Origin of the sequence: Aeromonas rivuli (assembly GCF_000820045.1) — a bacterium.
Lineage (GTDB): Bacteria > Pseudomonadota > Gammaproteobacteria > Enterobacterales > Aeromonadaceae > Aeromonas > Aeromonas rivuli.
In genome coordinates this window covers 434,119-460,425 of sequence record NZ_CDBJ01000027.1, presented here as the reverse complement: position 1 = coordinate 460,425, position 26,307 = coordinate 434,119, and the positions used below count along the sequence as shown (strand labels likewise).

Here is a 26,307-nt window from a genome sequence, read left to right as displayed (position 1 = left end):
CCCGCTTTTCATTGAGTGATCCTGAACATCACTTGTCCAGTTCGACGTCCACCCACACCAGGCGGTGATCCGAGCTCACTCCCTTGGCGATGCCGAGCTGTGGGTCATACACCAGGTGGTAACCCGGCTCGAAGCTGGCGGGCCAGAACACGCCGGAGGCGATGGCATTGAGGTTGGCGGAGGGGATCAGGTGATCGAGCTGCAGGCCGCTGCTGCTGGTGATGCGCTCCGGGGTGGTGCGGTTGTTGTTGCGCTTGCACTGATCCGGCTGGCTGGCGAGGCACTCGGGGCCCCCCTGGCTGACCGGGATAAGGGCGCCATTGGTGACCGCCTGGTTGACCAGCACATGGTTGTGCAAGTCCTGGATGGCACTGAGATCCCCGTCACCCGCTTGCGGATCTGCGTTGAGATCCCCGGCGATGACGAAGTGGGCGCCCTCGGCCAAGCCACCCGCCTTGCCTCCATCGTCCACCATGTAGCTGGCGCTCTCCACATAGTCCTGCCAGAAGGCGACCTCGGCCCTGTTGTGCTTGACGTTGTGGCGCGCCGCATTGCCGAAGATGGGGGGCGTGGGGTGAGAGATGAGGAAGTGGACCACCTGCTCCTTGTTGCCCTGCTTGATGCGCACCGGCACGTCGGCGTGGTTCTTGGAGGAGAGCGGGAACTGCGCCCAGGCCGCGGCGTCATACCAGGCATCACCGCACTGGCGGCCGGCCGGGATCGGGGCCCTGGGGTTGTTGCAGTCGTCGATGATGGGGTTGGTTTCGCCCGGCATCTCCTTCCACTTGAAGTGCTGGAAGGTGCGGATCTGTTTGGTGTCGATGGGATATTTCGACATCACCGCGAAGGCATACTGGCCGTGGTAGTTGCCAAAGCCCCAGGCGTCATCCGGCCCGCGGCTCACTTTGCCGTCCAGATTGAGGTCCTGGCCGCTCATCAGGCCGGTGTTGGTGGCGAAATTCTGCATCACCGGGTAGCTGATGGCCTGCACCTCGCCGTGCTGGGCATGGGCCAGGTAGTTGTCGTTGAACGCCTTGAGATCCGTTGTGCTCTCGCCCTTGCCGTCGTTGTCGAACTCGTTCAGCAGAAACACGTCCGGGCGGGTGCGCTGCACTATCTCGGCAATATTGCGGATCTGCTGCACGTTTTTGGCCTGGGTGATCTCGGCCTTGCCGAGGCTGGCGTCACCCTCCTGGTAGCGGGCCAGCAGGGCGTCCTGGGCGGCGCGGTCCAGGGCCAGTTCGCCGGAGAGCATGCCGGGGGCGGTGCGATCAAACGACAGATTGAAGGTAGCGAAGCGAACCATGGGATCGGGGGCCTTGGAGTCATTGTTGCTGTTACAGCCTGCCAGTAATCCAAGGGAAATGGCGGCGGCCAGTAGGGTTTTATTGAGGTTTTTCATTATATTTTCCGTAGCGTCAATAGGTTAGCGCCTTTTTTTGGCGCTGGCATTATAAGGCGCAAGGAGGAAGGTTGGGTGTCGATTGACCTCGGTTGTGAGCTACTTCACAGGCCGGGAAATAGCAGCAACCTTAAGCGGGATCCCACTGTTCATGGAATAGTCAGCCAAAGGGCAGTAGGGTAAATCATTAAATAGTGTCAAAGCGGGGCCTTTGAGTGATAAATCCCCCGTCTGGACGTTGAAATTTGTGTCACGGCAGGGAAGAATGCGCACCAAGGGTGCTGGCAGCTCATGATGAGCGTGCACCTTCCCAAGATCAGGTCACAGAAACACCTATAGGAATTGTATGAACGCCTTTAGTACCACGGTTCGCGTCGCCGCCTCGGCCCTCTTGTGCAGCCTGACACTGGTCAGCCAGCAAGCCGCCGCTGTTGAATATGCTCTGCCTACCGCCAAGAGCCGTTTGATCGGTGAAAATCAGGAGTACGTGGTGCCGGCGGACAACCGCCCCCTCGAACAGATCGCCGCCGACTTCCAGTTGGGGCTGACCAACATCATGGAAGCGAACCCCGGCGTGGATCCCTTCCTGCCCAAAGCGGGCAGCACCCTGGTGATCCCTCATCAGCTGATACTGCCGGATGCGCCCCGTGAGGGAATCGTCATCAACGTGGCCGAGATGCGTCTCTACTACTACCCCAAGGGCAAGAATGTGGTGCAGGTGTTGCCGATAGGCATAGGCCAGCTTGGGGTCAACACCCCGGAAAACTGGGTCACCAAGGTGGAGCGCAAGCGTGCCAACCCGACCTGGACGCCGACCGAGAACATCCGTCGCCGTTATGCCGCGCAAGGCAAGACGCTGCCCGCTGTCTGGCCGGCTGGCCCGGATAACCCCATGGGTCTGCATGCCCTCTATATCGGTAACTTGTATGCCATCCACGGTACCAACGCGACCTTCGGCATCGGCCTGCGGGTGAGCAGTGGTTGCGTCCGTCTGCGTGCCGACGACATCAAGTACCTGTTTGACAAGGTACCGGTCGGTACTCGCGTGCAGTTCGTCAACCAGCCGGTCAAGGCCACGGTCGAACCCGATGGCAGCCGTTACATGGAAGTCCATGAGCCGCTGTCGCGCAGCGAGGCCGAGTTCAACTCCAATACGCCAGTCCCGCTCAAGCTGACGGCCCCCATCAGCCGTTTCGTCGCTCATGCCGAGAACGATTCCAAGATGGTGAAAGAGGCTCTGGAGCAGCGTTCCGGCCTGCCGACTCGCCTCAACCCCGAGGTCTGATGGTCTCATTGAGAGTGTCAGTCAAGAGAACGGCGACCCCTGGGTCGCCGTTGTTGTTTCTATGGCAGCCATTGGATCAGGATGCCGGGGGCGCATAGAGCGCCAGTCGATTGCCTTCGGTGTCCTCGATGATGACCCGGGAGCCGTGACCGCTGCCGATGCCGTGCAGAGGTGCCAGGACTCGCCCGCCGAGCCGGGGAACCATGAGTTCGGCCTCTTTCAGCCTGTCTCCGAGGGAGAGATAGATGAGGGGGCCACTGCCGCCGGGCTGGTGGTATTCATCCATGGGGCCGAGACAGGCCGCTGCATTATTGCCGTCGTGGCGCAGCATGGCGAAGCGTATCTCCTCCTGTTGTGCCGTGACCGGCACGTCGAGCAGGGCCGAGTAGAAGGCCATGGCGCGGTCCAGATCCCGGGTTGGAATGTCGGCCCAGACTAGCGTGTTGTCCATCTTGCATTCTCCAGACGTTTCCGGCCGATGCGACCGGTGGCTCTTAGAGGTTAGGAGGGGAGAATAAGGGGCGCCATCAATGAAAAAACGGCGCCATCAGGCGCCGTTTTGGGGTGGGGGATAGCAGCAATTTCTGCACTGTATACAGTCAGTTACCTTCGAGGTTCAGGCCAGCGCCCCATCTCTGTGCTGGCATATAGCGGCTCTCCTTGTCCGAAGGCCTCACTTGCCGGCGATGCTCAGCCCGCCGAAGCGGATGAATGATGGTGCGTAGGAGCCTTTGCCATCGGGTCAAACGTACCGCTTATTTCCCGGCGATGTTCAAGCCGCCGAAGCGGATGAGCGGCGCGTAGAAGCCCTTGCCATCGTCGTGGTGCAGCAAGTCGCCGACCGCTTCCAGCTCCCCCAGCAGGCGGTAGAAGTTGCCCGCCACCGTGATGCCGCGTACCGGCGCGATGCGAACCCCGTCCCGACACAGGAAGCCAGAGGCGCCAAACGAGAAGTCACCGCTCACCGCATCGGCGCCCGAGTGCAGGCCATCGAGCTTGACCAGTTCCAGATACTCGCCTGTTTTTACCTCGGTCTCGCTGTGGGGGCCTGTGCCAAACACCAGATGGCGCGGGCTGACATCCAGGGCGCTGCGGGCGCTGCGTGAGGCGGCCCCATTGCTCTGGATGCCGAAGTGGTGCGCAGTGACACTGTTATGGAGCAGGGTTTTCAGCTCCCCCTCGCCAATCAGCAGCAGATCGGTGCTGGGGGCTCCCTCACCGTCGAAGGCCTTGATGTTCATGCCCCCGGGCATATAGACCCGGCTCTCCAGGGTGAGCCAGCGCGACGCCACGCTCTGCCCTACTTTGTTGCGCCAGGGGTTGATCCCCTGCTGGGCCCATTTGCCAGACAGCGCCGACTGGAAGCAGCCAAACAGGCTGGCCAGGCAGTTGGTGCTGAACAAGGCGCTGTAGCGACCGCTCGGCACGGCTTCCCCCATCAGCAGCCCCTCAGCCACGGCATACACCTGTTCGATGAGGGTACGGCTGTCGAGTTCGTCGAAGCGGCGGCCGTACTGTCCCTGATAATGCATGGACTGGCGCCCTTCACGCTCAACCAGCGCCGAGGTGTAGCAGCCGACGCTGAACTCGCTGTGCTGACAGAGGGTTCCCAGGCTGTTGGCGAGCCAGAGACGGCTCTCCCCCTCGAACAGGCTGTTGTAGGGCGCACCTGTCACATCCGGCAGGGCCAGCATGTCCGCCTCGAGGCGCAGGGCCAGGGCTATCTTCTCTTCCACCGGGGTGCGGTCGGGTTGATGGATCTCGGCGCAGTCGGTATTGAGCTGGCTGTCGGCCACCCGAATCGCCTGATCCGCATCCACCTTGGCGAAACGGCTGGCGTCGAGGGCATCTTGCAACATGGCATCGAGGGCGGCCTCATCCAGGGATTCCGAATAGGCGATGCCGACCCGGCCATCCTTGATGAGACGCAGGCCAAGCTGCTGACTGCTGGTGACCTTGTATTCACCAAGCTCCCCCTTGTCGGCCTTGAGGGAGAACGCCTTGTCCTGATTGGCGATGATATCCGCCTCGGCATTGATATCGGCCACTTTCTCCAGCAGGCGGCTGAGCAGAGTATTCATATCGAGTGTGCTCATCAGGCGTTCCCTCCCACTAGGATGTTATCCACTTTCAAGGCTGGCTGACCGACCGAGGTGGGCACTGAGCCCGAGACGGAACCACACATGCCCGCGGCCAGGGCCAGATCGCGGCCGACCATGGAGATCTCCTTGAGCACCTGGGGGCCTGTGCCTATCAGGGTGGCCGACTTGAGTGGCCGGGTTATCTTGCCATGCTCGATGAGGTAAGCCTCCTGCACGTTGAAGTTGAACTCGCCGGTGCCAGGTTGCACCGAGCCGCCGCCCATCTTCTTGGCATAGATGCCGTGTTCCACCGTGGCCAGCATCTCGTCCAGGCTGTGATTGCCCGCTTCGATAAAGGTGTTGCGCATGCGCGAGGCGGGGGCGAAGCGATAGGATTCGCGTCGCCCTGAGCCGGTGCGGGCATGGCCGGTCTTGAGCGCCCCCATGCGGTCGACCAGGAAGCCGGTCAGTACCCCATCCTTGATGAGCTGGGTGTGCTGGGTCGCCATGCCTTCATCATCGACGTTGATGGAGCCCCAGGCGTTGCCTTGCAAGCCTTCGTCCACGGCGCTGACCGCCGGATTGGCGATGAGCTGGCCCATCTTGTCGTGAAACACCGAGGCCTTCTTGGCCACCGAGGTGGTCTCCAGCAGGTGGCCACAGGCCTCGTGGAAGATGACGCCGCCAAAGCCGCTCTCCATGATGACCGGCAGGGTACCGCTCGGGCAGGGCGCTGCGCCGAGTTTCACCAACGCCTGACGGGTGGCGGTGAGCGCCAGCTCGCGGGGATCTATGCTGGCCGCATGCTCCCAGCCCATGAGGGCACCGGGGGCCTCGTAGCCCATGGTCTGCTCGCCGCCCTGGGCGGCGATGGCCTGGGCCATGATGCGGTTGTAGTGGCGACGATCCCCCACCTGCAACCCTTCGCTGTTGAAGATCTCCACCTCCTGCTCCCAACCCATGGCATTGGCGGAGAACTGGCTCAACTTGTCACTCTCGCTGCGGGCGGCGGCATCCATGGCATGCAGATAAGCGATCTTCTGCTCAAGCAGCTTGTCCGCCGACAGCGGCAGGGCGATGGGATGGTGATCGGTCAAACGGGTGAAATCGAAGGCGGTGGCGGTCACCACAGGATCCCGTCTGTCTTTTGCCGCCAGCAGAGTGACGATGCGCAGCAGCTCATCGCGGCTGGCCAGATTGGTGTAGCCGTAGAGCACCTTGTGGCCATAGCACAGGCGCACGCCTATGCCAAAATCGAGGCCGCCACTGATATTTTCTATCTGGCTCGACAGCAGGCTGATCTGGCTGCGGCGCTTGCGCTCCACAAACAGCTCGGCGAAGTCGGCCCCCAGCGCCAGGGCGTGATCGAGCACGTCGCGGGCGATGGCGGGGGCCAGGAGGGAGATTTGGATCATAGAATTTCCTTTTCTGGTCTATTCCTGTTTGCTTCCAGCGCCCTGATTTTTAGGATTATGTTGGGCGCAGGTAAACATTGTTACAGACCAGTGTGCAAAAGTCGCTAGGCCGAACCCGATGACGACAATAGAAAATATGAGGGGAAGGGCAGGCTTACAGCAGTTCCTGGATCTCATTGAGGATCTGTTCGACCCACTGTTCGAGTCGCTCATCGGTCTGGTCATACTGGTTGGCGTCATCGAGGGCCAGGCCGACGAAGTGGCGACCGTCGTCGATGAGTGCCTTGGAGGCCTCGAATTCGTACCCTTCATTGGGCCAGTAACCCACCAGCTTGACTCCCTTGGGCAGCAGCTGATCGTGGAGCAGGCCGAGGGCATCCTGATACCAGTCGCCGTAGCCGAGCTGATCGCCCATGCCGAACAGGGCGATGATGCGCCCCTCGAGGTCGAGCCCGGCGATGTCATCCCAGCTGGATTCCCAATCTTCCTGCAACTCGCCGAAATCCCAGGTGGAGATGCCGAGGATCAGGATCTCGTAATCCTGCATGCGCGCCAGTGGCACGTCTTTGATGTTGTGGATGTCGACCAGCTCCGGGCCCAGCAGGGTACGGATCTTCTCGGCGGCCATCTCGGTGTAACAGGTGGTGGAACCGTAAAACAGACCTATCTTCATCGCTCTTCCAGCCAGCTCAAGGTAAGGGGGCAAGTTTACCAGAGAGTGGCCGCCGCTTCCCAGTCTGGACGGGCCTTGATCCCTCGCCATATCAGGGCGTCTGATCCGACACTCGCAGCCCGGCTTGTGTGGCGGCCCCGACTTGGCGTTAGAATGGCAACCTGTTCGTCAACCCGGCCGCCCCATGACCAAGCAAACCGTCAAGTCCGCCCACTCCCCGCACCCCCTGATCGAGCAGTTCCTCGACGCGCTCTGGCTGGAGCGGGGCCTGTCTGACAATACCGTGGCCTCCTACCGGGTCGATTTGAGCAAGTTCGCCCATTGGCTGGATGCGCAGGGCAGCGCCCTGCTGCTGGCGGGGATGGCCGAGATCCAGCACTACCTCGCCTGGCGGGTGGATCAGGGCTTCGCCCCCAGCAGCACGGCGCGCTTTCTCTCCGCCTTGCGCCGCTTCTATCAGTATCTCAACCGGGAGAAGCTGCGCAGTGACGATCCGACCGTCTTGCTGGAGGGACCCAAGTTGCCCAAGAAGCTCCCCTCAGACCTGAGTGAGGGGCAGGTTGGCACCTTGCTCGATGAGCCTGATGTGGAGGATCCCCTTGAGCTGCGGGACAAGGCGATGCTAGAGCTGCTCTACGCCACTGGCTTGCGGGTCTCGGAACTGGTGGGATTGACCGCCGAGCACCTGAGCCTGCGCCAGGGGCTGGTGCGAGTGGTCGGCAAGGGCAACAAGGAGCGGCTGGTGCCCATGGGGGAGGAGGCGGTGCATTGGCTCGAGCGTTATTATCGTGCCTCGCGCCCCCTGCTGCTCGGCGGGGTGAGCTCGGATGTGGTGTTCCCTTCCAAACGGGCGCAGATGATGACCCGCCAGACCTTCTGGCATCGCATCAAGCTCTACGCCTTGCGCGCCGGCATTGCCGGGGAGCTGTCCCCTCACACCCTGCGCCACGCGTTCGCCACCCATCTGCTCAACCACGGTGCCGACTTGCGGGTGGTACAGATGCTGCTGGGGCACGCGGATCTCTCCACCACCCAGATCTACACCCATGTGGCGAATGAACGGCTCAAGGCGCTGCATGGCGAGCATCACCCCCGTGCCTGATTCAGTGTGAGCTGACTTCTGCCAACTGGTTCTTGCCATTGGCTTTGGCCTGGTAGAGCGCATCATCCACCTGTTGCAACAGCGCTTCCCAGGCTTGCCCCTGCCAGGCTCCGAGGCCAGCGCTGAAGGTGACGGATAGTGCAGGTTCACGCCATACCAGCGTGCTGACTGCTATTCGCCACGCTTCCATCAGCAGCTTGGCCTCCAGCAGTGACTCCTGCTCGAAGATGACGATCAGCTCCTCGCCACCATAGCGGCACAGGGTCCCCCCCTGGGGCAGGATCTCCTGTCCCAGGGCCGACACGCGCTTGAGGACCGCATCTCCGGTCGGGTGGCCGAAGCTGTCATTGATCGACTTGAAATTGTCGAGATCGACCAAGGCGAGTACGAAGGGACGCTGCTCGTCATGAAGCCGACGCATTTGGTTATCGAAATAACGGCGATTGTAGAGGCCGGTGAGCGCATCTCGATTCGCCTTGTCGGCCACCTTGTCCATCTTGGCCGTCATCCGGTTGAGTTCATCTTCCAGCTCCTCAACCCCTTTGATACTGGGCAGGATAACCTGTTTGCCGGGAGGCGTGACTCGCATCAGGCGCACGACCTGGATGAGCTGGGTGATGATCTGTTCAATTTTGTTCTTGAAGATGACGGCCACCAGGCCAAACAGCAGTAGAGAGAGCAGCAACATGACAATGACTGTGGTGATGAAACCCTTGTTGATGTTATTGGTCAGGCTGAGGGGGAGCTGAGTCACCAGGATCCAGTTGGGGTGCCCCTCAATGCTGCCGAAGGTGACGAGGTTATTCTCATCATCGAGGAACTGGCCATCCAACCCCTCCAACTGCACCAGCATCTTGGGGTCGGCGGGGCTGTTGATGAGAGAAGCGTCGCTGTGAGCGATCAGGATCCCGGTCTGGGTATCGACCAGCATCATACGGGCCCCGTTGGCCAGTTTGGTGTGTTGCTGAAAGATAAGACTCCACTCCTGCAGCGACACATCGAGGGTGACTACCCCATCAATTTTGCCGTCGGGAGCGAGCAAGGCCTTGGAGACCGATATGACCGGGATCTTGGTCAAGGCATCGCTATAAGGATTCCCCCACACCGGTGTATTAGGCAGCTGAAGGGCAACCTGATACCAGGGGCGCCGGGTGGGCTGGTAGTCGTCAGTGAGCCGCAAGGTGGGATAGGAGAAGAAGCTGCCCTGATGACTGCTGTAGTAGATGTGCTTTATCAGGGGGGAGGGATAGCTCAGCGCGCGCCAGCGCTGGGCCAGCTCTTCTTTTTCTGCATTGGAGAGCCGATTTCCTCTTTTTGTCTTTTGCAACTGCTCTCCCGCCATATTGAGCTGGGCGACCAGCATGGTGCTCTGGCGGGCTATGTCTTGAACCATGATCTGGCTGGTCGCCTTGAGTGTCGCCTGGAGAAGATTGGACTGGGTGAGCTGATTGAAATAGAAGAGACCGCCACTGATCAGCAGCATGGGGATAGCCAGGATGATGAGATAATAAGTGACAAACTGATGGTAACTGTTTGTGGGTTTGCTGGGGGAGGTCATGGCATTCCTGAAAGGTTCTGGGCCGAAACAGGCTGACCGACCAGTCTACGTGGCGGGATCCCTCAAGGCAAATGATTGATCTGTCATTTGTATATTCATTTGAGCTTATGGCCGAGAAGGGGGCCCTCCTCGGCGTGGTTGCGGGGGCTTGCCGGAGAGTTATTGCTGCTTGTTCTTGAGCAGATCGCGGATCTCGCTCAGCAACTCTTGATCCTTGGTCGGCGCGGCTGGTGCCGCTGGCGCTTCCTCGGCTTGTTTCTTCATGCTGTTCATGGCCTTGACGCCCATGAAGATGGCAAAGGCGATGATCAGGAAGTCGATGATGGTCTGGATAAACTTGCCATAGGCGATCACCACGGCGGGGGTCTCTCCCTCGGCCGCCTTGAGCACCACGGCCAGATCGCTGAAATCGACCCCGCCCAGGATGATACCTATGGGGGGCATGATGATGTCACCGACGAACGAGGAGACTATCTTGCCGAAGGCGGCACCTATGATGATACCGACGGCCATGTCGATCACGTTGCCACGGGCGGCAAAGGCCTTGAATTCCTGGATCAGGCTCATTGAAATCTCTCCAAATGGGTAAAGTTGTACAAAGTTATGAGTGATGGAGTGAGGGCTGAGTACAGGCTGCGCCTACACCCATGAGCCATCTCTGCTAGCTTGATGTGACTGAGCCCAATTGGCAACCTGAGCGGGCAAAATTTCTGTTAACGATCAGTTATTAATGGGATTCGTAATAAGATCCCGAATGATGGAATTTGCCTATCGGGGGCAGGAGTGCGATCCTTGCCACCTGTTTTCGGCCTCTGCCACCGTGTTGATTAACCCCATTGGATAGCCCCATGTCCCTGCAAATTCGTCGTCGTCCCCGGGTGGATGATGCTCATCTCCCCGATACCCTGCATCCCTTGCTGCGTCAAATCTTCGCCAGTCGCGGGGTGGAGGATCCCGCCCTGCTGGAGCGCAGCGCCAGCCAGCTGCTGCCGCCCCAGCGGCTGCTTGGCATGGAGCAGGCGGTGCCCCTGCTGGCGGATGCCCTGACGGCGCAGCAGCGCATCCTCATCGTCGGCGACTTCGACTGTGACGGCGCCACCAGCTCGGCCCTGTGCGTGCTGGCGCTGCGGGCCATGGGGGGCCATCACGTCGATTTTCTGGTGCCCAACCGCTTCGAGTTCGGCTACGGCCTCACCCCCGAAATCGTCGAGCTGGCGGTGGCTCGCGGCGCCGAGTTTCTGATCACCGTGGATAACGGCATCTCCAGCATCGCCGGGGTGGCCGCCGCCAAGGCTGCCGGGATGCGGGTGCTGGTCACCGACCATCACCTGCCGGGCCATGAGCTGCCTGCTGCCGATGCGATAGTGAACCCCAACCAGCGTGGCTGCGATTTTCCCTCCAAGTCCCTGGCCGGGGTGGGGGTGGCCTTCTACCTGATGGCGGCCCTCAACACCCATCTGCGCCAGCTCGGCTGGTACGAGCGACTCGGCATTCGCGCCCCCAATGTGGCGGACTATCTCGATCTGGTGGCGCTTGGCACAGTCGCCGACGTGGTGGCGCTGGATGGCAACAATCGCATCCTGGTCCATCAGGGGCTGCAGCGGATCCGGGCCGGTCGCTGCCGCCCCGGGATCCAGGCGCTGGTGGATATCTCGGGTCGTGACGGTCGCCGCCTGTGCGCCGCCGATCTCGGCTTCGCCCTGGGCCCTCGCCTCAATGCGGTGGGCAGGCTCGATGACATGTCCCTCGGGGTCGCCTGTCTGCTGTGCGATGACATCAATCTGGCGCGCCAGCTTGCGGCCGAGATGGACAGCCTCAACCAGGAGCGCAAGGAGATAGAGCAGGGCATGCAGCAGGAGGCCCTGGCCACCCTGGAGCAGATCCGGTTTCGCGACGGCGAGGTGCCCAGCGGCATAGTGCTGCACCGGGATGAGTGGCATCAGGGGGTGGTGGGGCTGGTGGCCTCCAAGATCAAGGAGAAGTACTACAGACCGGTGATCGCCTTTGCCGAGAGCAGTGACACCGAGCTCAAGGGCTCGGGCCGCTCCATTCCCGGGGTGCACCTTCGCGATGCGCTGGAGCTGCTCGACACTCGTCATCCGGGCCTGATGGGCAAGTTTGGCGGCCACGCCATGGCGGCGGGGTTGACCCTGCCCAAGGCAAACATAGAGGCGTTCGGCCGGGCGTTTGAAGCCGTCATCGCCGAGCTGGTGACCCCGGAGCTGCTGACCGGGGTGCTGCTCACCGACGGCGAGCTGCTGCCCGACGAGCTGAGCCTGGAGCTGGCGGAGCTGATCCGCGCCTCCGGCCCTTGGGGCCAGGCCTTCCCCGAGCCGCTGTTCGATGGCGAGTTCGTGCTGGTACAGCAGCGGCTGGTGGGGGAGAAACACCTCAAGCTGATGCTGACCACGGATTCCGGTCATGCGGTAGATGCCATCGCCTTCGGGGTCGATCTCAAGCGCTGGCCCGATGCCTCGGTGAAACGGGTGCGGCTGGTCTACCGGCTCGACGTCAACGAGTGGCGCGGCAACCGCAGCGTGCAGCTGCTGGTGGAGCATCTGGAGGCCGCAGGCATCTAGCCCTGCCGCTTCAAACGTCACGCAAGCCAACGGCCACCCTCGGGTGGCCGTTTTGTCATCGAAAGTTATCGAAATCTACCGACAATGACAGCCATGCCATCAACCTGCCTTAAGCGTCCCTTGGACATCACCCAGGGCACTGACCATACCCATCACTTGCTCATAGGCGAGGGGCAACTCGGTGAAACCCTCCCGGTCGAGGAAGTGTCCCCCTTGCTCGATCAGATGCAAAGGAGCCTGGAGCCGCTGGGCCAGACGCGCCGAGTAGGGCTGGGGCACTATGGCATCATCCATGGAGGCGATCAGGGCGCAATGGTGCAGGCGAGCACGAAGCTCGGCAAGGGGCAGCGACTGGGCGACGAAGGGGGTCAGCTCGGGCAGGGTCGCGAGGGGCTCATCAAAGCCACTGACCAGCAGCACACCGCCGAGGTGATGCGTCGCGGTTTGTTGATGCAGGTAACGCAGGGCCGCGATGCAGCCCAGGCTGTGGCCAACCAGTATGGTGCTGCCATCTGCTTCTCCGATACGCTGGGCCAGATAAGCATCCCAGGCGGCAGGCGCCGGGGTATGGGGATCCGGCATGGCCAGCACAGTGACCTGCACCCTCTGCTCTTCGAGCCGGGTGGCGAGCCAGGGAAACCAGTTGGCCTGGGGGGATGCCGTGTAACCATGGATGATGAAGATCTTGACCGGGGACATGAGCAGCTCCTGAATGCGGCGGGAAAGTCGGCATCATAGCCTCTGCCCGAAGGAACAGGAATGCTCGAACGGGGCCTTGTCGTTGCCTCCAGACGCCTGCGCCGAGTCAGGTCCGCGGGATTCATTGCTCTGGATCAGGCCAGGTCAAGGCCAGTGGCGCTAGATTGACTCTATTTGGAGAGAAGCTGATGCAAATTGGATTCGTCGGCCTGGGCGCCGTGGTGGAAACCGCTTATCTGCCAGCCCTCAAGCGGCTCACCATACCGGGCCTAGAACTGTGGGGTCATGACGTGGATCCCGCTCGGCAGTTGATGGGCATTCATGGCCTGCCGAGTCTGGAAGCTTTGCTGGCCAAGCCGCTGGATCTGTTGTTCATTACCACTCCCTCCCTCGTTCATCTGGAGACCCTGCAGGCAGCCCTGGCTAGCGCAATACCGCTATTGGTGGTGGAAAAACCCCTGGTAGCCCGTCTGGATCAGCTTGGGGAGATGGAGGCGCTGCTGGCCGACGCTGCCCAGGCCGGGCGAGTGCTGGCCCTGGATCACTGGATGGCACGCCGTGGGATCCAGCAACTGCTATCGGGGCAACTTGGCGCGCATTGGCAGGCAGAGGATCCGGCGCAGGCGGATCTTCCTGACTTCACCGGTGCTCGGCTTGTGCTGCTGGAGGGCTATCTGCAAGAAGCCAGTGGCAGGGACGATCAGGGGCAGCCCATCGCCCTCAACTTTGCCACGGGAGAGGCGGATCGCCGGGCGCTGCGCCATCCCGATGGGGTCATCCTCGACATAGGCACCCATGTGCTGACTCAGGCCAGAGAGCTGGTGGCGGCGCTTGGGGAGGATGAATCCCTGCAACTGAAAGCCCGTGGCGTGACAGACCGGCTGGGCCAGACCATAGCCCGAGGCGACCTGCACAGCGCCGAAGGGCGGGCCGAACTGCTTGGCTCCCTGGGATCCATACCGCTTCATATCTGGCTCGACAAGTACGCCGGCCCTGCCGGGGGACAGAAGGGGATCCGGGCCTCTCTGGCAGATGGTCGGCAAATCAGCCTGGATCGCTGTGGCAGCGAGGAGCGGCTCACCTTGACTCAGGGAGCCGTCAGCCGCAGTTGGCGCCTGAGCGGCCCTCTCTATGATCACTGTCTGGCCGACTTGCTGACGGGTGAGGGCATGGGCAAGGCGGAGCGTATTGCGTTGACCCGGCGCCGCCTGGCCGAGGTCAGGGCCCTGCTTGAGCTGCAACAACAGGTGCGGGGCCCTCATTGAGCCAAGCCAACAGCCGACCCGGCATGGCGCTCGACCTATTACAGCCTTGATTGACCGATACAAGAAGAGCGCCCTGAGGCGCTCTTCTTGTTGGCAGATGCATGGGGATGCAAGGGCGGTTATTTGACCTCTTCGCCCTTGGCTTGCAGGTCTGCGTGGTAAGAGGAGCGCACGAAGGGACCGCAGGCGGCGTGGGAGAAGCCCAGATCCATGGCGACGTCTTTGAGCTCGTCGAACTCTGCGGGCGGCACGTAGCGCTTCACCGGCAGGTGGTGGCGGCTCGGCTGCAGATACTGGCCCAGGGTCAGCATGTTGACGCCGTGCTCGCGCAAGTCCTTGAGCACCTGGACTATCTCTTCGTTGGTTTCGCCCAGGCCCATCATGACACCGGACTTGGTCGGTACATGGGGGTGCATCTCCTTGATGCGGCGCAGCAGCTCCAGGGACCACTTGTAGTCAGCACCGGGGCGGGCGACCCGGTACATGCGCGGGGCGGTTTCCAGGTTGTGGTTGAACACGTCCGGCGGGGTCTCGCGGAACACGTCCAGGGCCTGCTCCATCCGGCCACGGAAGTCCGGGGTCAGGATCTCGATGCGGGTCTGGGGGCTGTGCTCACGGATCTGCTTGATGCAGTCGGCGAAGTGCTGGGCACCGCCGTCACGCAGGTCATCGCGGTCCACCGAGGTGATGACCACGTATTTCAGCCCCATCTCCTTGATGGTGAGGGCCAGTTTCTGCGGCTCGTCGGGATCCAGTGCCAGCGGGCGGCCGTGGGCCACGTCGCAGAAGGGGCAACGACGGGTGCAGATGGCGCCCATGATCATGAAGGTGGCCGTGCCGTGGTTGAAGCACTCGGCCAGATTGGGGCAGGAGGCCTCTTCGCATACCGAGTGCAGCTTGTTTTTACGCAAGGTGCTCTTGATGTGCTCAATCTTCTGGCTCGAAGGCGGCAACTTGATGCGCATCCAGTCCGGTTTGCGCAGCACTTCTTCGGTGGGATCCGGCATGAATTTCACCGGGATCAGGGCCATCTTGTCGCCATCGCGCAGCTTGACGCCCGGCTCCATACGAACTGGTTTGCTCATGATTCACTCTCGGTGTTTGTTACTGTCAGGTTGATGGCCGAAGGGGGCATCTTGATGTTCCCATCGCCGCAGGGCAGGAAACGACTCATGCTGCTTGCTCGACATGGGTAATGGTCTGATAGCCGATCAGGCTGGCCAGGGCGTCGATAAGCGGCACCGCCGCGTCGGCGACGCTCAAAGGGCCGCCCAGGGCACTGGTTTGAGCCATCGGCATGCCTGCATAACCACAAGGGTTGATCCGCAGGAAGGGGCTCATGTCCATGTTGACGTTGAGGGCCAGGCCATGGAAGGAGCAGCCGCGCCGAATGCGCAGTCCCAGGGAGGCGATTTTGGCCTCGAAACCGGCTTGCTGCACATAGACGCCGGGGGCATCCGCCTTGGCATAGGCGGCGATATCGCTCAGGGCCAGGGTTGATATGATGGCCTGCTCCAGGGCGGTCACCAGCTCGCGCACCGACAACTTGCAGCGGCGCACGTCCACCAGCACATAGAGCACCAGCTGGCCGGGGCCATGATAGGTCACCTGGCCACCACGATCGCTCTGCACCACAGGAATATCGCCGGGGGCGAGCAGATGCTCGGCCTTGCCGGCCTGTCCCTGGGTGTAGACGGGCTCATGCTCCACCAACCAGAACTCGTCAGGGGTGTCGCCATCGCGGCCGTCGGTGAACGCCTTCATGGCGTCCCACACGGCCTGATAGGGGCTGCGACCCAGGTGTCTGATCAGCAGGTGACGTTGTGCTGGGCTGGACATGGTTTCCTCACGGGCAGGGCACGACAGAAAATTCGTCGCCCTCAGGGGGCGACGAAGGCATGAGGTTACAGAACGTAGCGAACCAGCTCTATGTTACCCAAGGCGGTATACATGGCTTCGACATGTTCTTTGCTCTGGGCGGTAACCGTCACCCTTACAGAGTGATAATTGCCTTTGGAGCTGGGTTGGACGACGGGGCTGTAAGTGCCCGGCGCATGCTGCTGCAGCACTTGGACAACCTGATCCGGCAGGGCGGGATCGGCGACACCCAGTACCTTGAAGGGGAACTTGCAGGGGAACTCCAGCAGTTCATCAAACTTGGTATTCATTGACTCACCTTTTGTGTCATCAGGGATGACTCTCTCATGTAGCTCATTGCCCTTGGCCTAGACGGCCGCCAGTACAAGTCTATATGGGCATGGCCCAGACCGGGATCAAGACCCGGTTTCGTGCGACAAGACATGGAGGTGCTGCTTTTTACCACAAATCCCGGGGCGGCGGAACCTGCAGATTGCAGGGTTATTCGCTAGTGGCTGTCAGCGAGACAGTAACGGCGCCTGATGGCGCCGTTACTTGACAACATTTTACCCTGCTTGTCCGGCGTCAGCTGGCCAGCTGCAGGGCCATGACTTAGGCCTCGCAGGCTGACGCACTTACCCGAGCCTTACTTGAACCAGCTGGTCACCAGCAGGACGACATAGTCCCACAGACGGCTCATCAGGCCACCCTCTTGCACATCTTCCAGGGCAACCAGGGGCACTTGCTTGATCTCTTTGTCACCCTGCTTGAGGAAGACGGTTCCGACTTTTTGTCCCTTGGTCAGCGGTGCCTTCAGCTCGCTGTCGAGCTGGAAGTCCGCTTTCAGGTTGCTGGCCTGACCGCGGGTCACCACCACAGAGACATCCTGATCCACCCCCAGCTTCACCTCCGGCTTGTCACCCATCCAGATCTTCTGGCTCACCAGCTCGGTACCCGCTTTATAGGGGGTGGCGCTTTGGAAGAAGCGGAAGCCGTAGGTGAGCAACTTCTTGCTCTCGGCGGCGCGGGAGGCCTCGCTGTTGGCACCGAATACCACGGCGATGAGGCGCATGCCCTCATTGTTGGTGGCGGAGGAGACCAGGTTGTAACCGACCTGGCTGACGTGGCCGGTCTTGATGCCATCGACCTGCAGGGATTGGTCCCACAGCAGGCGGTTGCGGTTGTGCTGAGTGATGCCGTTGAACACGAACGACTTCTGGGAGTAAATCTTGTACTCCTCCGGCAAGTCGCGGATCAGGGCCTGGCCCAGGCGCGCCATGTCGTGGGCGGTACTGTAGTGCCCCTCGGCATCCAGACCATGGGGGTTCATGAAGTGGCTGTCGTTCATGCCAAGCTTGGCGGACCAGGTATTCATCAGGCTGGCGAAGGAGTCGGTGCTGCCTGCCAGGAATTCGGCCATGGCGACACAAGCGTCATTGCCGGACTGGATGATAATGCCCTTGTTGAGATCGTCGACGGAAACCTGTTTGCCAACCTCGATAAACATCTTGGACGAATCGGAGTAGTTCTTGGACCAGGCGTTTTGGCTGATGGTCACCATGTCGGTGCGCTTGATATTCCCCTTGAGCAGCTCCTGACCAATGATGTAGGAGGTCATCATCTTGGTCAGACTGGCAGGCGGCAGGCGCTCTTCGGCATTCTCCTCGGCGAGGATCTGACCACTGGCGTAGTCGATCAGGATATGGGCCTTGGCCGAAATGGTCGGCGCGGCGGGCACTACCACCGGCATGCTGTTGGGGGTGGGCAGTGCATCCGGCACCGGGGTATTGGCCTGGGCGGTTGCGCTGATCAGGGCGGCGAGGATAACTGAATGAGAAAATTTGGACATCGTGAAAATTCCTGCGGGCCTGGTCGGGGGGTGACCCCTGGTAAATGTAAATGAAAAAGCGGGGCTAACTATACCAGAAGCGCGCAGCGGTTATAGTCCGGCATGGCGATCGGGGGGGATTTTTTAACAATCCAGCTCAGCAAACGCGTCGTAATCAGGCGCGCCCCCGCCTTGCTGTGGTCGCGGGGGAGGGCCTGAAACGAGCGCATCAGGGGAGCAAGAAAGCCTGTTCGAATCCTGAGCTGCGTAACTGTTGCAGCAACTCAGCCTGCTTGGCCGCAGGGATGGGGCCCAGCAGCACGCGAAAGACGTGGCCGGCGGCCTCAATCTGATGAGGTACCCCATATTGTTTGCCGAGGCTCTCGGCCAGGCTCTGGGCCCGCTGCTGGGACCCGCTGGCGAGCACCTGCATCCGCTTGTCAGACCCTGTCGCCGGGGTTGCCGCCGTGCTGGCCACAGGTGTCTGGGCCTTCACCGCCGGTTTGGCTGGGGGCGCGACTGGAGGCTTGGCCGCTATCAGGGGCTCGGGGGCCTGGGCCGCGAGGGTGTCCGTCATGGGAATGTCTGCCACCCGTTCAATCTGTTGATCCGGGGTATCGGTGATGAGATCCAGCCTGACTCGCGCCGTGCCGTTATCGACCATGCCGAGTTGATGGGCGGCGGCATGGGAGAGGTCGATGAGTCGCGATGGCGTGAAGGGACCACGGTCGTTGACCCGCACTATGGTCTCTTTGCCATTGTCGAGGTTGGTGACCCGTACATAGCTCGGCAGCGGCAGGTTGCGGTGGGCCGCACTGAACTGGCTGCTGTCCATGATGTCACCGTTGGCGGTCTTGTTGCCGTCGAGCCCCTGGTCGAGCCAGCTGGCGGAGCCCTCCTCGCTGTAGTCCTTGATGTCGCGCCACACCTGATACTTCTGCTTGCCTATCCAGTAGTCGCGGTTGCCGCTCGCGCTCAGGGGCTCATGGCGCGGTATGGCGCCAGTGGCCTGGGGGAACTCGATGACCGGCGGTTTCTCCACCTGCACTGGGGGGGAAGGGGGGGCCGGGGGCTGCTCGGGTTGGCTGCTACAGGCGGCCAGCAACAAGGTCAGGCTGAGAAGGAGGGCTTGGTTGTGCTGCATAGGCATCCTGAATGGCTTGGCTGAGTTGATAGACCGCCATGCCGTACAAGGGGCTGCGGTTGTAGCGATTGATCACGTAAAAATTGTGGCGGGCGACCCAGTAGCTGGGGCCGTCCGCCTTATCGAGGGCTAGCAGACGGACCCTGGTATTGGCATCCGGTGGCGTGGCGAGGCGCAGCCCGGCATCAAACAGGGTCTGCCATGACAGGGTCGGTTCGGGGGCTTTGCCTATCAGAGACTCGGCGACCGGCAGGGTCGCTTCGGCGGGCTCGACCACGGGCTCCTGCCAGCGCCAGCCATGCTCGGCAAAATAGTTGGCCACGCTGCCGATGGCATCGGCCTTGTTATTGAAGAGATCCCGTTTGCCATCACCATCAAAATCCACGGCATAGTGGCGGTAGCTGGAGGGCATGAACTGACCCATGCCCATGGCGCCCGCGTAGGAGCCCTTGAGGGTCTGGAGGGACAATCCCTCCTCCTGACCGAGCAGCACCAGCTGGGCAAATTCCTTGGCGAAAAAATCGGCCCGTTCCGGGTAGTAGAAACCCAGGGTATAGAGACTGTCGAGTACCCCGTGGCGGCCCATCTGCTTACCGTAGGCCGTTTCTACCCCCAGGATGGCGGTGATGAGGGCGGCGGGGACTCTGTAGGTCTGTTCCGCCTGGCTGAGCTGGGCGTGGTTTTCTTGCCAGAAGCGCACACCGGCCTGAATGCGTTGTTCGGTGACGAACAGCGCTCTGTACTGATACCAGGGCTTGGCCTCCCAGGGACGCTGCATCAGCGCCAGTATCTCGGGATTGAGTCGGGCGGCCCCGGCGGCAGCCTGCAAGTCGGCCAGAGGAACGGCCTGACGTTCGGCCAGGGTGGTGAGGGTGGCCATGCTCGGCGGCGCAGTGGCGACGGGAGCCGCCATGGCTGGCAAGGTCACTGCCAGCAACAGCAGGCGGGAGGCGCGCCGCAGCATCAGGCCAGCAGCCTTCTGTGAGTCTGAATGGACATCAGGATGCCGAAGCCGGCCATCAGGGTCACCATGGAGGTGCCGCCGTAGCTCACCAGCGGCAGCGGCACGCCGACCACCGGTAGTATGCCGCTGACCATGCCCATGTTGACGAACACATAGACGAAGAAGGTGAGGGTCAGGGCGCCGCCAAGCAGGCGCTCGAAGCTGCTCTGGGCCTGCATCGAGATATAGAGGCAGCGGCTGATGATGTAGAGATAGAGTGCGAGCAGCAGCGCGACGCCCACCAGGCCGAACTCCTCGCTGAACACCGCGAAGATGAAGTCGGTGTGGCGCTCTGGCAGGAACTCAAGCTGGGATTGGGTGCCCTGCAGCCAGCCCTTGCCAAAGACGCCGCCGGAGCCGATGGCTATCTTGGACTGGATGATGTGGTAGCCGCGGCCGAGGGGGTCTTTCTCCGGATCGAGCAGCATCAGCACCCGCTGACGCTGGTAGTCGTGCATCAGGAAGAACCAGAGTACCGGCATGAAGGCCGCCGCCAGCAGCACGGCCAGGCCGATGAGCCACCAGCTGATCCCCGCCAGGAAGATGACGAAGAAGCCGGAGGCCGCCACCAGGATGGAGGTGCCAAGATCGGGCTGAGCCGCGATGAGCAGGGTCGGCAGCAGCACCATGATCAGGGCGACTATCACGTGGCTGAGTTTGGGAGGCAGCGAATGCCGGCTGAGCCAGGTCGCCACCATGATGGGCATAGAGACCTTCATCACTTCGGAGGGCTGGAACTTCATGAAGCCGAGATCCAACCAGCGCTGCGCCCCCTTGCCGATATGACCAAAGACATCGACCGCGATCAGCATCAGCACCACCACGGTGAACACGGGGATGGCCCAGCGGGCATAGAGGGTCGGTGGCAGCTGGGCCAGGGCCAGCATCAGCACGAAGGCGAGGCCGCCGCGCACCAGCTGGCGCACGATGGAGTCCATGTCCTGACCCGAGGCGGAGTAGAGCACCACCATGGAGAGGGCCATGAGGCAGAGCAGACCGATCAGCAGGGGCAAATCGATATGCAGCCGGTACCAGAGGCTGTTCTGGCGGGCCGAGTTACTCATGGGGGCTTACCTCTGTGGCGTTGGCATCGGTCGGTTTGGCTGCCGCCGCTTTGAGCGGGGCCGGGGGCAGTTCGGGCTCGGGGGGCAGCAGATAGGAATCGAGCATCTGACGTGCCACAGGGGCTGCGTTCTTGCTGCCGCCACCGGCGTTCTCCAGCACCAGGGCCACCACGGCCTTGGGCGCCTCGAAGGGGGCATAAGCGACAAAGAGGGCATTATCCCTGTGCTCCACCTTGGTGGTGGCCGCGTTATAGATCTGGTTCTCCTTCAGACCGACCACCTGGGCGGTGCCCGATTTGCCACCGGAGACGTAGGGGGTATGGGCAAAGGCATGACGGCCACTGCCTTCCTTGCCCTGGTTGACCCGCCACATGCCCTGCTGGGCAACTTGCCAATAGCTGTCGCTCTTGGTCTTGAGCGCCACCTTGGTATTGATCGGCGCAGGCACCGAGCCATCCAGGGAGACGGTGCTCTTGAGCAGGTGCGGCGTCACGTCATGACCATTCTGGGTCAGGATGCTGATCGCCTTGGCGAGCTGGATGGGCGTGGCACTCCAGTAGCCCTGGCCTATGCCGATGGAGATGGTGTCACCCTGATACCAGGGTTGGCGCCAGCGTTTCATCTTCCACTCCCGGGAGGGCATGACCCCTCGGGTCTCCTCGTAGAGATCGACGCCACTGTACTGACCGAAACCGAACTGGGTCATGTATTCGTGGATCTTGTCGATGCCGACCCGGTAGGCGAGATCGTAGAAATAGGTATCCGCCGATACTTCGATGGCGCGATACACATCGAGCCAGCCATGGCCCCAGCGACGCCAGTCCCGGAACTTCTTGGTGGTACCGGGAATGGAGAAGGTGGGTCCGCCAAAGTAGCGGTATTGGGGGGTGATGGCCCCCTCGTTGAGCCCCATCACCGACATCATCGGCTTGACGGTGGAGGCGGGGGCATAGATGCCCTGGGTGGTGCGGTTGACCAGCGGGCGGGCCGGATCGTTGAGCAGACCCGAATAGTTGGTGGTGGAGATGCCAGTCACGAACAGGTTGGGGTCATAGCTCGGGCTCGACTCCATGGCCAGGATGGCACCGGTCTTGGGATCCATCATGACGATGGCCCCCCGCTGGCCAGCCAGCAGTTGCTGGGCACGTAGCTGCAGGCGGATGTCGATATTGAGGTAGATGTCCTTGCCGGGCTGGGGGGCCTGGAACTTGAGGGTACGCACCACCCGGCCACGGTTATTGACCTCGACCTCCTGGTAGCCAGCGACGCCGTGCAACTGATCCTCGTAGAACTTCTCCACCCCCTGCTTGCCGATATCCTTGGTGGCCGCGTAGTTGGCGAGTTTGTCCTCTTTATCGAGACGCTCCACATCCCGGGTATTGATCTTGGCCACATAACCCAGGGCATGGGTGAGGGTATCGCCAAAGGGGTAATAGCGCTTGAGGTAGGCCTCGATGCTGGCCCCCGGATAGTTGTGCTGATCGACGGAGAAGACCGCGACCTGCTTCTCGGTCAGCTTCTCATAGAGGGAGACCGGCTTGAAGCGACGCTGACGCTTGACCTCCGCCAGGAACTTCTCCTTGGTCCCTTCCGGCAGCCCCAGCAGGGCAATGAGTTCATCGGCCATCTTGTCGATGTCCCCGGCCTCCTCCGGCACGATTTCCAGGCTGTAGACCGGGCGGTTTTCCGCCAGCAGCACGCCATTGGTGTCATAGATGAGGCCGCGCGGAGGGGCCACCGGCACGACCCTGATCCGGTTGTCATTGGAGCGGGTCTGGTAGGTGTCGAACGATTCTACCTGCAGGTAGTAGAGATTGCCGAGCAGCACCAGCATCAGGGCGACCATGCCCAGGTAGGCGACCAGGGTGCGACGGAAGAAGAGGTTGCCCTCTGCACTGTGATCGCGCATCTCGATGCGTTGGTTCAGCATGGGGATGCCTCAACCTTGGGGGGGAGCGAAAACATAAAGCGCTATTCCCTGTGATAAGGGTGGTTGGTGGTGATGCTCCAGGCCCGGTAAAGGCTCTCGGCCACCAAGACCCGCACCAGGGGATGGGGCAGGGTGAGTGGCGAGAGGGACCAGCTCTGCTCGGCAGCCGCCTTGCATTCAGGGGAGAGCCCCTCGGGGCCGCCTACCAGCAGGGCGACGTCGCGGCCATCCAGCTTCCAGGCTTCCAGCTGGCCTGCCAGCTGCTCCGTGGTCCAGGGCTTGCCGGGAATATCCAGGGTGACGAGGCGTGAACGACCCGCAGCGGCCAGCATGGCTTCCCCCTCCTTTTGCAGGATACGGGGGATGTCGGCATTCTTGCCGCGTTTGCCTGCGCTTATCTCGACCAGCTCAAATGGCATGTCTTTGGGAAAGCGGCGGCGGTATTCCTGGAAGCCGTGCTCGACCCAGGCGGGCATCTTGGTGCCCACGGCAATTAACTGAATCTTCATGGGGATCAGGCTTGTACCGGAGCACTGCCCCAGAGTTTCTCCAGTTGGTAGAAGTCGCGATACTCGTCTTGCATCACATGCACTATGACGGAGCCCAGATCGACCAGCACCCACTCGCCGGTCTGTTGTCCTTCCACGCTCAGCAGATTGAGCTTGGCATGGCGCGCCTCGCTCGCCAGGTTACTGGCGATGGCACAGACATGACGACTGGAGTTGCCGGAGCAGATGATCAGGGTATCCGTGATGGTGGATTGACCGCGCACATCCAGGGTAACGATGTCGCGGCCCTTCATGTCATCGATCTTGTCGATGATGAAGGCGTGCAGTTGTTGCTCTTGCAATAGTGTTTCTCCTCTGGATCCGGCGCGGCTTGCTTGGGCATGGGGCGGCGGATTATATCATGGGTGGCTTCATTTCCTACCAGGCTGGGTAGGGGAAGCAAGGGGGATCTTTGCGCTGGCGCGATAGAGCCCTTGTTGATCAATATAGTGCGCGACAGAGGCTGGCAACAGATAGCGGGGATCCTGTCCCTTGGCCAGCAACTCCCGCAGCGCCGTGGCAGAGAGATGGATGGGCAGGTTGTCTGCCAGCCAGATATGACCGGCCAGGTGCTGGTGCAGGGCACCGGGATCCCGAGTCTGATGGCGGGCCAGCAGCTCGGCCACCGGGGCGGGGTAATCCGGCTGCCAACCCGGGCGGCCGCTCACCACCAGATGGGCATGGTCGAGCAGTGCTTGCCAGCGATGCCAGCTCGGCAGACTGAGCAGGGAATCCATGCCCATCAGAAAGCAGAGTGGCGTATCGGGCAGCTCGCTCCTCAGCTCGATAAGCGTCTCTATGGTGTAGGAGGAACGCTCTCTCCTCAGCTCCCGCTCATCGACCACAAACCCCGGATTCTCTGCCGCCGCCAGCCTGACCATGGCTAGGCGCTGCTCGCTCGAGCAGAAGGGGTTGGCCCTGTGGGGGGGGATATGGTTTGGAATGAGCCGGATCTCGGCCAGTGACAGCGCCTGTTGCGCCTCGATGGCTGGGCGCAGATGGCCGATATGAATGGGATCGAAGGTGCCGCCGAGCAGGCCGATAGCTGGATTCAACATGCTGCCCACCCCTGTGGCACTGTCCTGATCGTCGGGGGCCGATGACAAGTGGACTCGAAGGTGGCCTTTGTCGCGCGCAGGCCGATTGGTTTGCTTAGCATGCGGCTGCCTCTGGCAACGGCAGCGGCGCACCATCGCGAAATCCCAGGGCCAGGGTTTGCAACAGCAGCCAGGCACGCTGTGTCTCGAAGTGGCTCAGGGCGGCGTCGAGCTGGCTCATCAGCTGCCAGAGCTGCTGCAACTTGGCAAAGGGCAAGCGGGTCAGTGCCTGCTGGATCAGCTGCTGGCGGCTCTGCCAGATACGCAGGCGGGAGAAGTGCTCCCCCAGGGGTTGGCCACTGCGCATGGCCAGCGACAGCTCGGTGAGCTGTTCCAGCTCGCGAGTCAGGGTCCAGGCGAGCATGCCGGGCTCGGTGCCCTCGGCGCGCAGGGCCTGCAAGATGCGCTGGGCCCGGTTCACTTTGCCCTCCAGCAGGGTATCGATCAGCTGGAAGGGGGTGAAGTGGGCGTGACGAATGATGGTCTCTTGCAGATAGGGAACGCTGATCGGCTGAGGTGGATCCAGCAGGGTCAGCTTCTCAATCTCCTGACTCGCCGCCAGCAGGTTGCCCTCATAGGCATGGCACATGAAATTGATGGCATCGGGCAGGGCCTTGAGGCCGAACTTCTGAAAACGGGCCCCCATCCAGCGCGGGAAGAAGCGCGGCTCCGGGTGGTTGACCGGCACATAGGTTCCAAGTTGGTAGAGCTTGTCGAACCAGGCTGCCTTCATCTGGGTCTGGTTGAGCCGGCCACCGCTCAGCACCAGCAGCAGGTCGGGATGCAGCTGCTTGCCGATTTCGCTGATGCGGGCGGCGAGATCCTTGTCGACCTTGGGGGGGAGCTCCAACTCGATGAGCTGGCGGGCCGAGAACAGGCTCATGGCCTGGCAGGCATCGTAGACCTGGTTCCAGTCAAGCCCCGGCTCGACCACGAAACTGTGGCGCTCATCGAACCCCAGCTTGCGTGCGTGCTGGCGGATGCTGTCGATGGCCTCCTGTTTGAGCAGCGGCTCGTCACCAAAGACGAGATAGCAGGGCCTGAGCCCTGTCTTGAGATGATCCGCAAACTGCTCGGGGTAAATCCTCATCAAGATACTCTCATCAGAACTGGCTCTGGCTGGGTCGATGGATGGGCAAGGTCGATGGCCTGCTCTGCTGTCTCGAGCCGCGGCTCGGCACCAAAGACGAGATAGCAGGGCCTGAGCCCTGCCTTGAGGTGATCCGCAAACTGCTCGGGGTAAATCCTCATCAAGATACTCTCATCAGAACTTGACCTGGCTCAGCTGCCGCACTATCAGGCTGGCGGCCTGTTCCTGCATCTCCTTGCCGAGCTGCTCCTGCTCACGGGATGAGGCAAGGGCCGCGTCCGGTTTGTTCAGGAAACTGCGGTTGAAGGTGATGGGGAAGATCTGGGTCGGTTGACCCGGCATGGAGATGGTAAAGCTGGTGCTGTAGCCGAGCACATACTCCCTGTCCTGACCGAGGGCATCGACCGAGGCGACCTCGCTGCTGTTGCCGATGCTGCCCAGGGTCAGCACCGGAATGCCTTCCTTGTCGTCCAGCACGACCCCTGACGCCTTGAGGCGGGTGGTCACCAGTCGATAGAGATCGCTCTTGGTGTCACCGACCACCTTCATGGTCATCAGTTCGGGGGGAATGGCCTGGCCGCGCATCTGGAAGCCGCAGGCCGAAAGCAACAGTGTGGTCAACAGTATGCTGATCCAGCGAATGAGGGGCGAACCCATGGCATGTCCTCTCCAACAAGGAGGCGGCGC

The 26,307-nt window shown here is 61.7% G+C and carries 25 protein-coding genes; 4 read left to right on the top strand and 21 right to left on the bottom strand.

Translation table 11 applies throughout. The annotated features are described in order from the left end of the window. Positions 1-28: 28 nt before the first annotated feature. A complete protein-coding gene (locus BN1130_RS06405) occupies positions 29-1,402 on the bottom strand; it encodes an endonuclease/exonuclease/phosphatase family protein (RefSeq protein ID WP_042040930.1) in 1,374 nt (457 codons plus the stop codon). Between the two features lie 346 nt (positions 1,403-1,748). On the opposite strand from BN1130_RS06405, the gene BN1130_RS06400 reads away from it, so the two are divergent. After that, complete coding sequence (locus BN1130_RS06400; protein WP_042040929.1) at positions 1,749-2,687, top strand: L,D-transpeptidase family protein; 939 nt, start codon at positions 1,749-1,751, stop codon at positions 2,685-2,687. A gap of 76 nt (positions 2,688-2,763) precedes the next feature. Here BN1130_RS06400 and BN1130_RS06395 read toward each other — a convergent pair whose 3' ends face one another. From BN1130_RS06395 to fldB, 4 genes are all read right to left on the bottom strand, one after another. Beyond that, positions 2,764-3,138 carry a VOC family protein gene (locus BN1130_RS06395; protein WP_042040928.1) on the bottom strand — a complete coding sequence of 125 codons (375 nt, stop codon included), beginning with the start codon at positions 3,136-3,138 and terminating at the stop codon, positions 2,764-2,766. Positions 3,139-3,442: 304 nt separating this feature from the next. Then, on the bottom strand, positions 3,443-4,783 hold the full coding sequence (locus tag BN1130_RS06390) for a TldD/PmbA family protein (RefSeq protein ID WP_042040927.1): 1,341 nt from the start codon (positions 4,781-4,783) through the stop codon (positions 3,443-3,445). Further along, positions 4,783-6,183, bottom strand: a complete 1,401-nt coding sequence (locus tag BN1130_RS06385; RefSeq protein WP_042040926.1) for a TldD/PmbA family protein — start codon at positions 6,181-6,183, stop codon at positions 4,783-4,785. Before BN1130_RS06385 ends, BN1130_RS06390 begins: the two co-directional genes overlap by 1 nt. A 154-nt stretch (positions 6,184-6,337) precedes the next feature. Then, complete coding sequence (gene fldB / locus BN1130_RS06380) at positions 6,338-6,856, bottom strand: flavodoxin FldB (protein ID WP_042040925.1); 519 nt, start codon at positions 6,854-6,856, stop codon at positions 6,338-6,340. A gap of 184 nt (positions 6,857-7,040) precedes the next feature. On the opposite strand from fldB, the gene xerD reads away from it, so the two are divergent. Beyond that, a complete protein-coding gene (xerD, locus tag BN1130_RS06375; RefSeq protein ID WP_042040924.1) occupies positions 7,041-7,958 on the top strand; it encodes a site-specific tyrosine recombinase XerD in 918 nt (305 codons plus the stop codon). A gap of 1 nt (position 7,959) precedes the next feature. Here xerD and BN1130_RS06370 read toward each other — a convergent pair whose 3' ends face one another. Further along, positions 7,960-9,516 carry a sensor domain-containing diguanylate cyclase gene (locus BN1130_RS06370; protein ID WP_052448200.1) on the bottom strand — a complete coding sequence of 519 codons (1,557 nt, stop codon included), beginning with the start codon at positions 9,514-9,516 and terminating at the stop codon, positions 7,960-7,962. Between the two features lie 159 nt (positions 9,517-9,675). Next, the gene (mscL, locus tag BN1130_RS06365) at positions 9,676-10,083 is read right to left on the bottom strand and encodes a large-conductance mechanosensitive channel protein MscL (protein ID WP_042040923.1); all 408 of its coding nucleotides are present in this window, start codon (positions 10,081-10,083) and stop codon (positions 9,676-9,678) included. Between the two features lie 281 nt (positions 10,084-10,364). On the opposite strand from mscL, the gene recJ reads away from it, so the two are divergent. Further along, positions 10,365-12,095 (top strand): single-stranded-DNA-specific exonuclease RecJ, encoded by a 1,731-nt coding sequence (gene recJ / locus BN1130_RS06360; RefSeq protein WP_042040922.1) that lies wholly within the window; start codon positions 10,365-10,367, stop codon positions 12,093-12,095. A 99-nt stretch (positions 12,096-12,194) separates the two neighbouring features. Here recJ and BN1130_RS06355 read toward each other — a convergent pair whose 3' ends face one another. Then, positions 12,195-12,794, bottom strand: coding sequence for an RBBP9/YdeN family alpha/beta hydrolase (locus BN1130_RS06355; RefSeq protein WP_042040921.1), 600 nt, complete (start codon positions 12,792-12,794; stop codon positions 12,195-12,197). A 188-nt stretch (positions 12,795-12,982) separates the two neighbouring features. Here BN1130_RS06355 and BN1130_RS06350 point away from each other — a divergent pair, with 188 nt between their 5' ends. Continuing rightward, a complete protein-coding gene (locus BN1130_RS06350; RefSeq protein ID WP_042040920.1) occupies positions 12,983-14,059 on the top strand; it encodes a Gfo/Idh/MocA family oxidoreductase in 1,077 nt (358 codons plus the stop codon). A gap of 119 nt (positions 14,060-14,178) precedes the next feature. Here BN1130_RS06350 and lipA read toward each other — a convergent pair whose 3' ends face one another. The 13 genes from lipA to BN1130_RS06280 form a co-directional block, all read right to left on the bottom strand. Then, complete coding sequence (lipA, locus tag BN1130_RS06345) at positions 14,179-15,144, bottom strand: lipoyl synthase (RefSeq protein ID WP_042040919.1); 966 nt, start codon at positions 15,142-15,144, stop codon at positions 14,179-14,181. Between the two features lie 85 nt (positions 15,145-15,229). Next, positions 15,230-15,898 (bottom strand): lipoyl(octanoyl) transferase LipB, encoded by a 669-nt coding sequence (gene lipB, locus BN1130_RS06340; protein WP_042040918.1) that lies wholly within the window; start codon positions 15,896-15,898, stop codon positions 15,230-15,232. Positions 15,899-15,963: 65 nt separating this feature from the next. Beyond that, complete coding sequence (gene ybeD / locus BN1130_RS06335) at positions 15,964-16,227, bottom strand: DUF493 family protein YbeD (RefSeq protein WP_042040917.1); 264 nt, start codon at positions 16,225-16,227, stop codon at positions 15,964-15,966. 335 nt (positions 16,228-16,562) lie between these two features. After that, entirely contained in the window at positions 16,563-17,765 is a 1,203-nt protein-coding gene (locus BN1130_RS06330; protein WP_042040916.1) for a D-alanyl-D-alanine carboxypeptidase family protein, read from the bottom strand. A 208-nt stretch (positions 17,766-17,973) separates the two neighbouring features. Continuing rightward, positions 17,974-18,888, bottom strand: coding sequence for a septal ring lytic transglycosylase RlpA family protein (locus tag BN1130_RS06325; protein ID WP_042040915.1), 915 nt, complete (start codon positions 18,886-18,888; stop codon positions 17,974-17,976). Beyond that, entirely contained in the window at positions 18,833-19,852 is a 1,020-nt protein-coding gene (gene mltB, locus BN1130_RS06320; RefSeq protein ID WP_042040914.1) for a lytic murein transglycosylase B, read from the bottom strand. Before mltB ends, BN1130_RS06325 begins: the two co-directional genes overlap by 56 nt. Further along, complete coding sequence (rodA, locus tag BN1130_RS06315; protein ID WP_042040913.1) at positions 19,852-20,955, bottom strand: rod shape-determining protein RodA; 1,104 nt, start codon at positions 20,953-20,955, stop codon at positions 19,852-19,854. The genes mltB and rodA overlap by 1 nt, the downstream gene beginning before the upstream one ends. Further along, positions 20,948-22,885 (bottom strand): penicillin-binding protein 2, encoded by a 1,938-nt coding sequence (gene mrdA / locus BN1130_RS06310; protein ID WP_042040912.1) that lies wholly within the window; start codon positions 22,883-22,885, stop codon positions 20,948-20,950. The genes rodA and mrdA overlap by 8 nt, the downstream gene beginning before the upstream one ends. A 41-nt stretch (positions 22,886-22,926) precedes the next feature. Continuing rightward, on the bottom strand, positions 22,927-23,394 hold the full coding sequence (gene rlmH / locus BN1130_RS06305) for a 23S rRNA (pseudouridine(1915)-N(3))-methyltransferase RlmH (RefSeq protein WP_005894642.1): 468 nt from the start codon (positions 23,392-23,394) through the stop codon (positions 22,927-22,929). A 5-nt stretch (positions 23,395-23,399) separates the two neighbouring features. Then, positions 23,400-23,735: a ribosome silencing factor gene (gene rsfS, locus BN1130_RS06300; protein ID WP_042040911.1), complete on the bottom strand. Its 336-nt coding sequence runs from the start codon at positions 23,733-23,735 to the stop codon at positions 23,400-23,402. A gap of 69 nt (positions 23,736-23,804) precedes the next feature. Next, the gene (gene nadD, locus BN1130_RS06295; protein ID WP_042040910.1) at positions 23,805-24,491 is read right to left on the bottom strand and encodes a nicotinate-nucleotide adenylyltransferase; all 687 of its coding nucleotides are present in this window, start codon (positions 24,489-24,491) and stop codon (positions 23,805-23,807) included. Between the two features lie 94 nt (positions 24,492-24,585). Continuing rightward, positions 24,586-25,620, bottom strand: coding sequence for a DNA polymerase III subunit delta (gene holA, locus BN1130_RS06290; protein ID WP_042040909.1), 1,035 nt, complete (start codon positions 25,618-25,620; stop codon positions 24,586-24,588). A gap of 174 nt (positions 25,621-25,794) precedes the next feature. After that, positions 25,795-26,277: an LPS-assembly lipoprotein LptE gene (locus tag BN1130_RS06280; RefSeq protein ID WP_042040907.1), complete on the bottom strand. Its 483-nt coding sequence runs from the start codon at positions 26,275-26,277 to the stop codon at positions 25,795-25,797. Positions 26,278-26,307 lie beyond the last annotated feature (30 nt).

Coding starts and splice junctions, on each gene's coding strand:
- holA (WP_042040909.1), bottom strand. CDS start 25,620: ATGAGGATTTACCCCGAGCAGTTTGCGGATCATCTCAAGACAGGGCTC.
- BN1130_RS06405 (WP_042040930.1), bottom strand. CDS start 1,402: ATGAAAAACCTCAATAAAACCCTACTGGCCGCCGCCATTTCCCTTGGA.
- mrdA (WP_042040912.1), bottom strand. CDS start 22,885: ATGCTGAACCAACGCATCGAGATGCGCGATCACAGTGCAGAGGGCAAC.
- rlmH (WP_005894642.1), bottom strand. CDS start 23,394: ATGAAGATTCAGTTAATTGCCGTGGGCACCAAGATGCCCGCCTGGGTC.
- BN1130_RS06385 (WP_042040926.1), bottom strand. CDS start 6,183: ATGATCCAAATCTCCCTCCTGGCCCCCGCCATCGCCCGCGACGTGCTC.
- lipA (WP_042040919.1), bottom strand. CDS start 15,144: ATGAGCAAACCAGTTCGTATGGAGCCGGGCGTCAAGCTGCGCGATGGC.
- BN1130_RS06390 (WP_042040927.1), bottom strand. CDS start 4,783: ATGAGCACACTCGATATGAATACTCTGCTCAGCCGCCTGCTGGAGAAA.
- BN1130_RS06280 (WP_042040907.1), bottom strand. CDS start 26,277: ATGGGTTCGCCCCTCATTCGCTGGATCAGCATACTGTTGACCACACTG.
- BN1130_RS06330 (WP_042040916.1), bottom strand. CDS start 17,765: ATGTCCAAATTTTCTCATTCAGTTATCCTCGCCGCCCTGATCAGCGCA.
- recJ (WP_042040922.1), top strand. CDS start 10,365: ATGTCCCTGCAAATTCGTCGTCGTCCCCGGGTGGATGATGCTCATCTC.
- lipB (WP_042040918.1), bottom strand. CDS start 15,898: ATGTCCAGCCCAGCACAACGTCACCTGCTGATCAGACACCTGGGTCGC.
- BN1130_RS06325 (WP_042040915.1), bottom strand. CDS start 18,888: ATGCAGCACAACCAAGCCCTCCTTCTCAGCCTGACCTTGTTGCTGGCC.
- fldB (WP_042040925.1), bottom strand. CDS start 6,856: ATGAAGATAGGTCTGTTTTACGGTTCCACCACCTGTTACACCGAGATG.
- mltB (WP_042040914.1), bottom strand. CDS start 19,852: ATGCTGCGGCGCGCCTCCCGCCTGCTGTTGCTGGCAGTGACCTTGCCA.
- BN1130_RS06400 (WP_042040929.1), top strand. CDS start 1,749: ATGAACGCCTTTAGTACCACGGTTCGCGTCGCCGCCTCGGCCCTCTTG.
- xerD (WP_042040924.1), top strand. CDS start 7,041: ATGACCAAGCAAACCGTCAAGTCCGCCCACTCCCCGCACCCCCTGATC.
- BN1130_RS06370 (WP_052448200.1), bottom strand. CDS start 9,516: ATGACCTCCCCCAGCAAACCCACAAACAGTTACCATCAGTTTGTCACT.
- rodA (WP_042040913.1), bottom strand. CDS start 20,955: ATGAGTAACTCGGCCCGCCAGAACAGCCTCTGGTACCGGCTGCATATC.
- BN1130_RS06355 (WP_042040921.1), bottom strand. CDS start 12,794: ATGTCCCCGGTCAAGATCTTCATCATCCATGGTTACACGGCATCCCCC.
- BN1130_RS06395 (WP_042040928.1), bottom strand. CDS start 3,138: ATGGACAACACGCTAGTCTGGGCCGACATTCCAACCCGGGATCTGGAC.
- BN1130_RS06350 (WP_042040920.1), top strand. CDS start 12,983: ATGCAAATTGGATTCGTCGGCCTGGGCGCCGTGGTGGAAACCGCTTAT.
- ybeD (WP_042040917.1), bottom strand. CDS start 16,227: ATGAATACCAAGTTTGATGAACTGCTGGAGTTCCCCTGCAAGTTCCCC.
- mscL (WP_042040923.1), bottom strand. CDS start 10,083: ATGAGCCTGATCCAGGAATTCAAGGCCTTTGCCGCCCGTGGCAACGTG.
- nadD (WP_042040910.1), bottom strand. CDS start 24,491: ATGTTGAATCCAGCTATCGGCCTGCTCGGCGGCACCTTCGATCCCATT.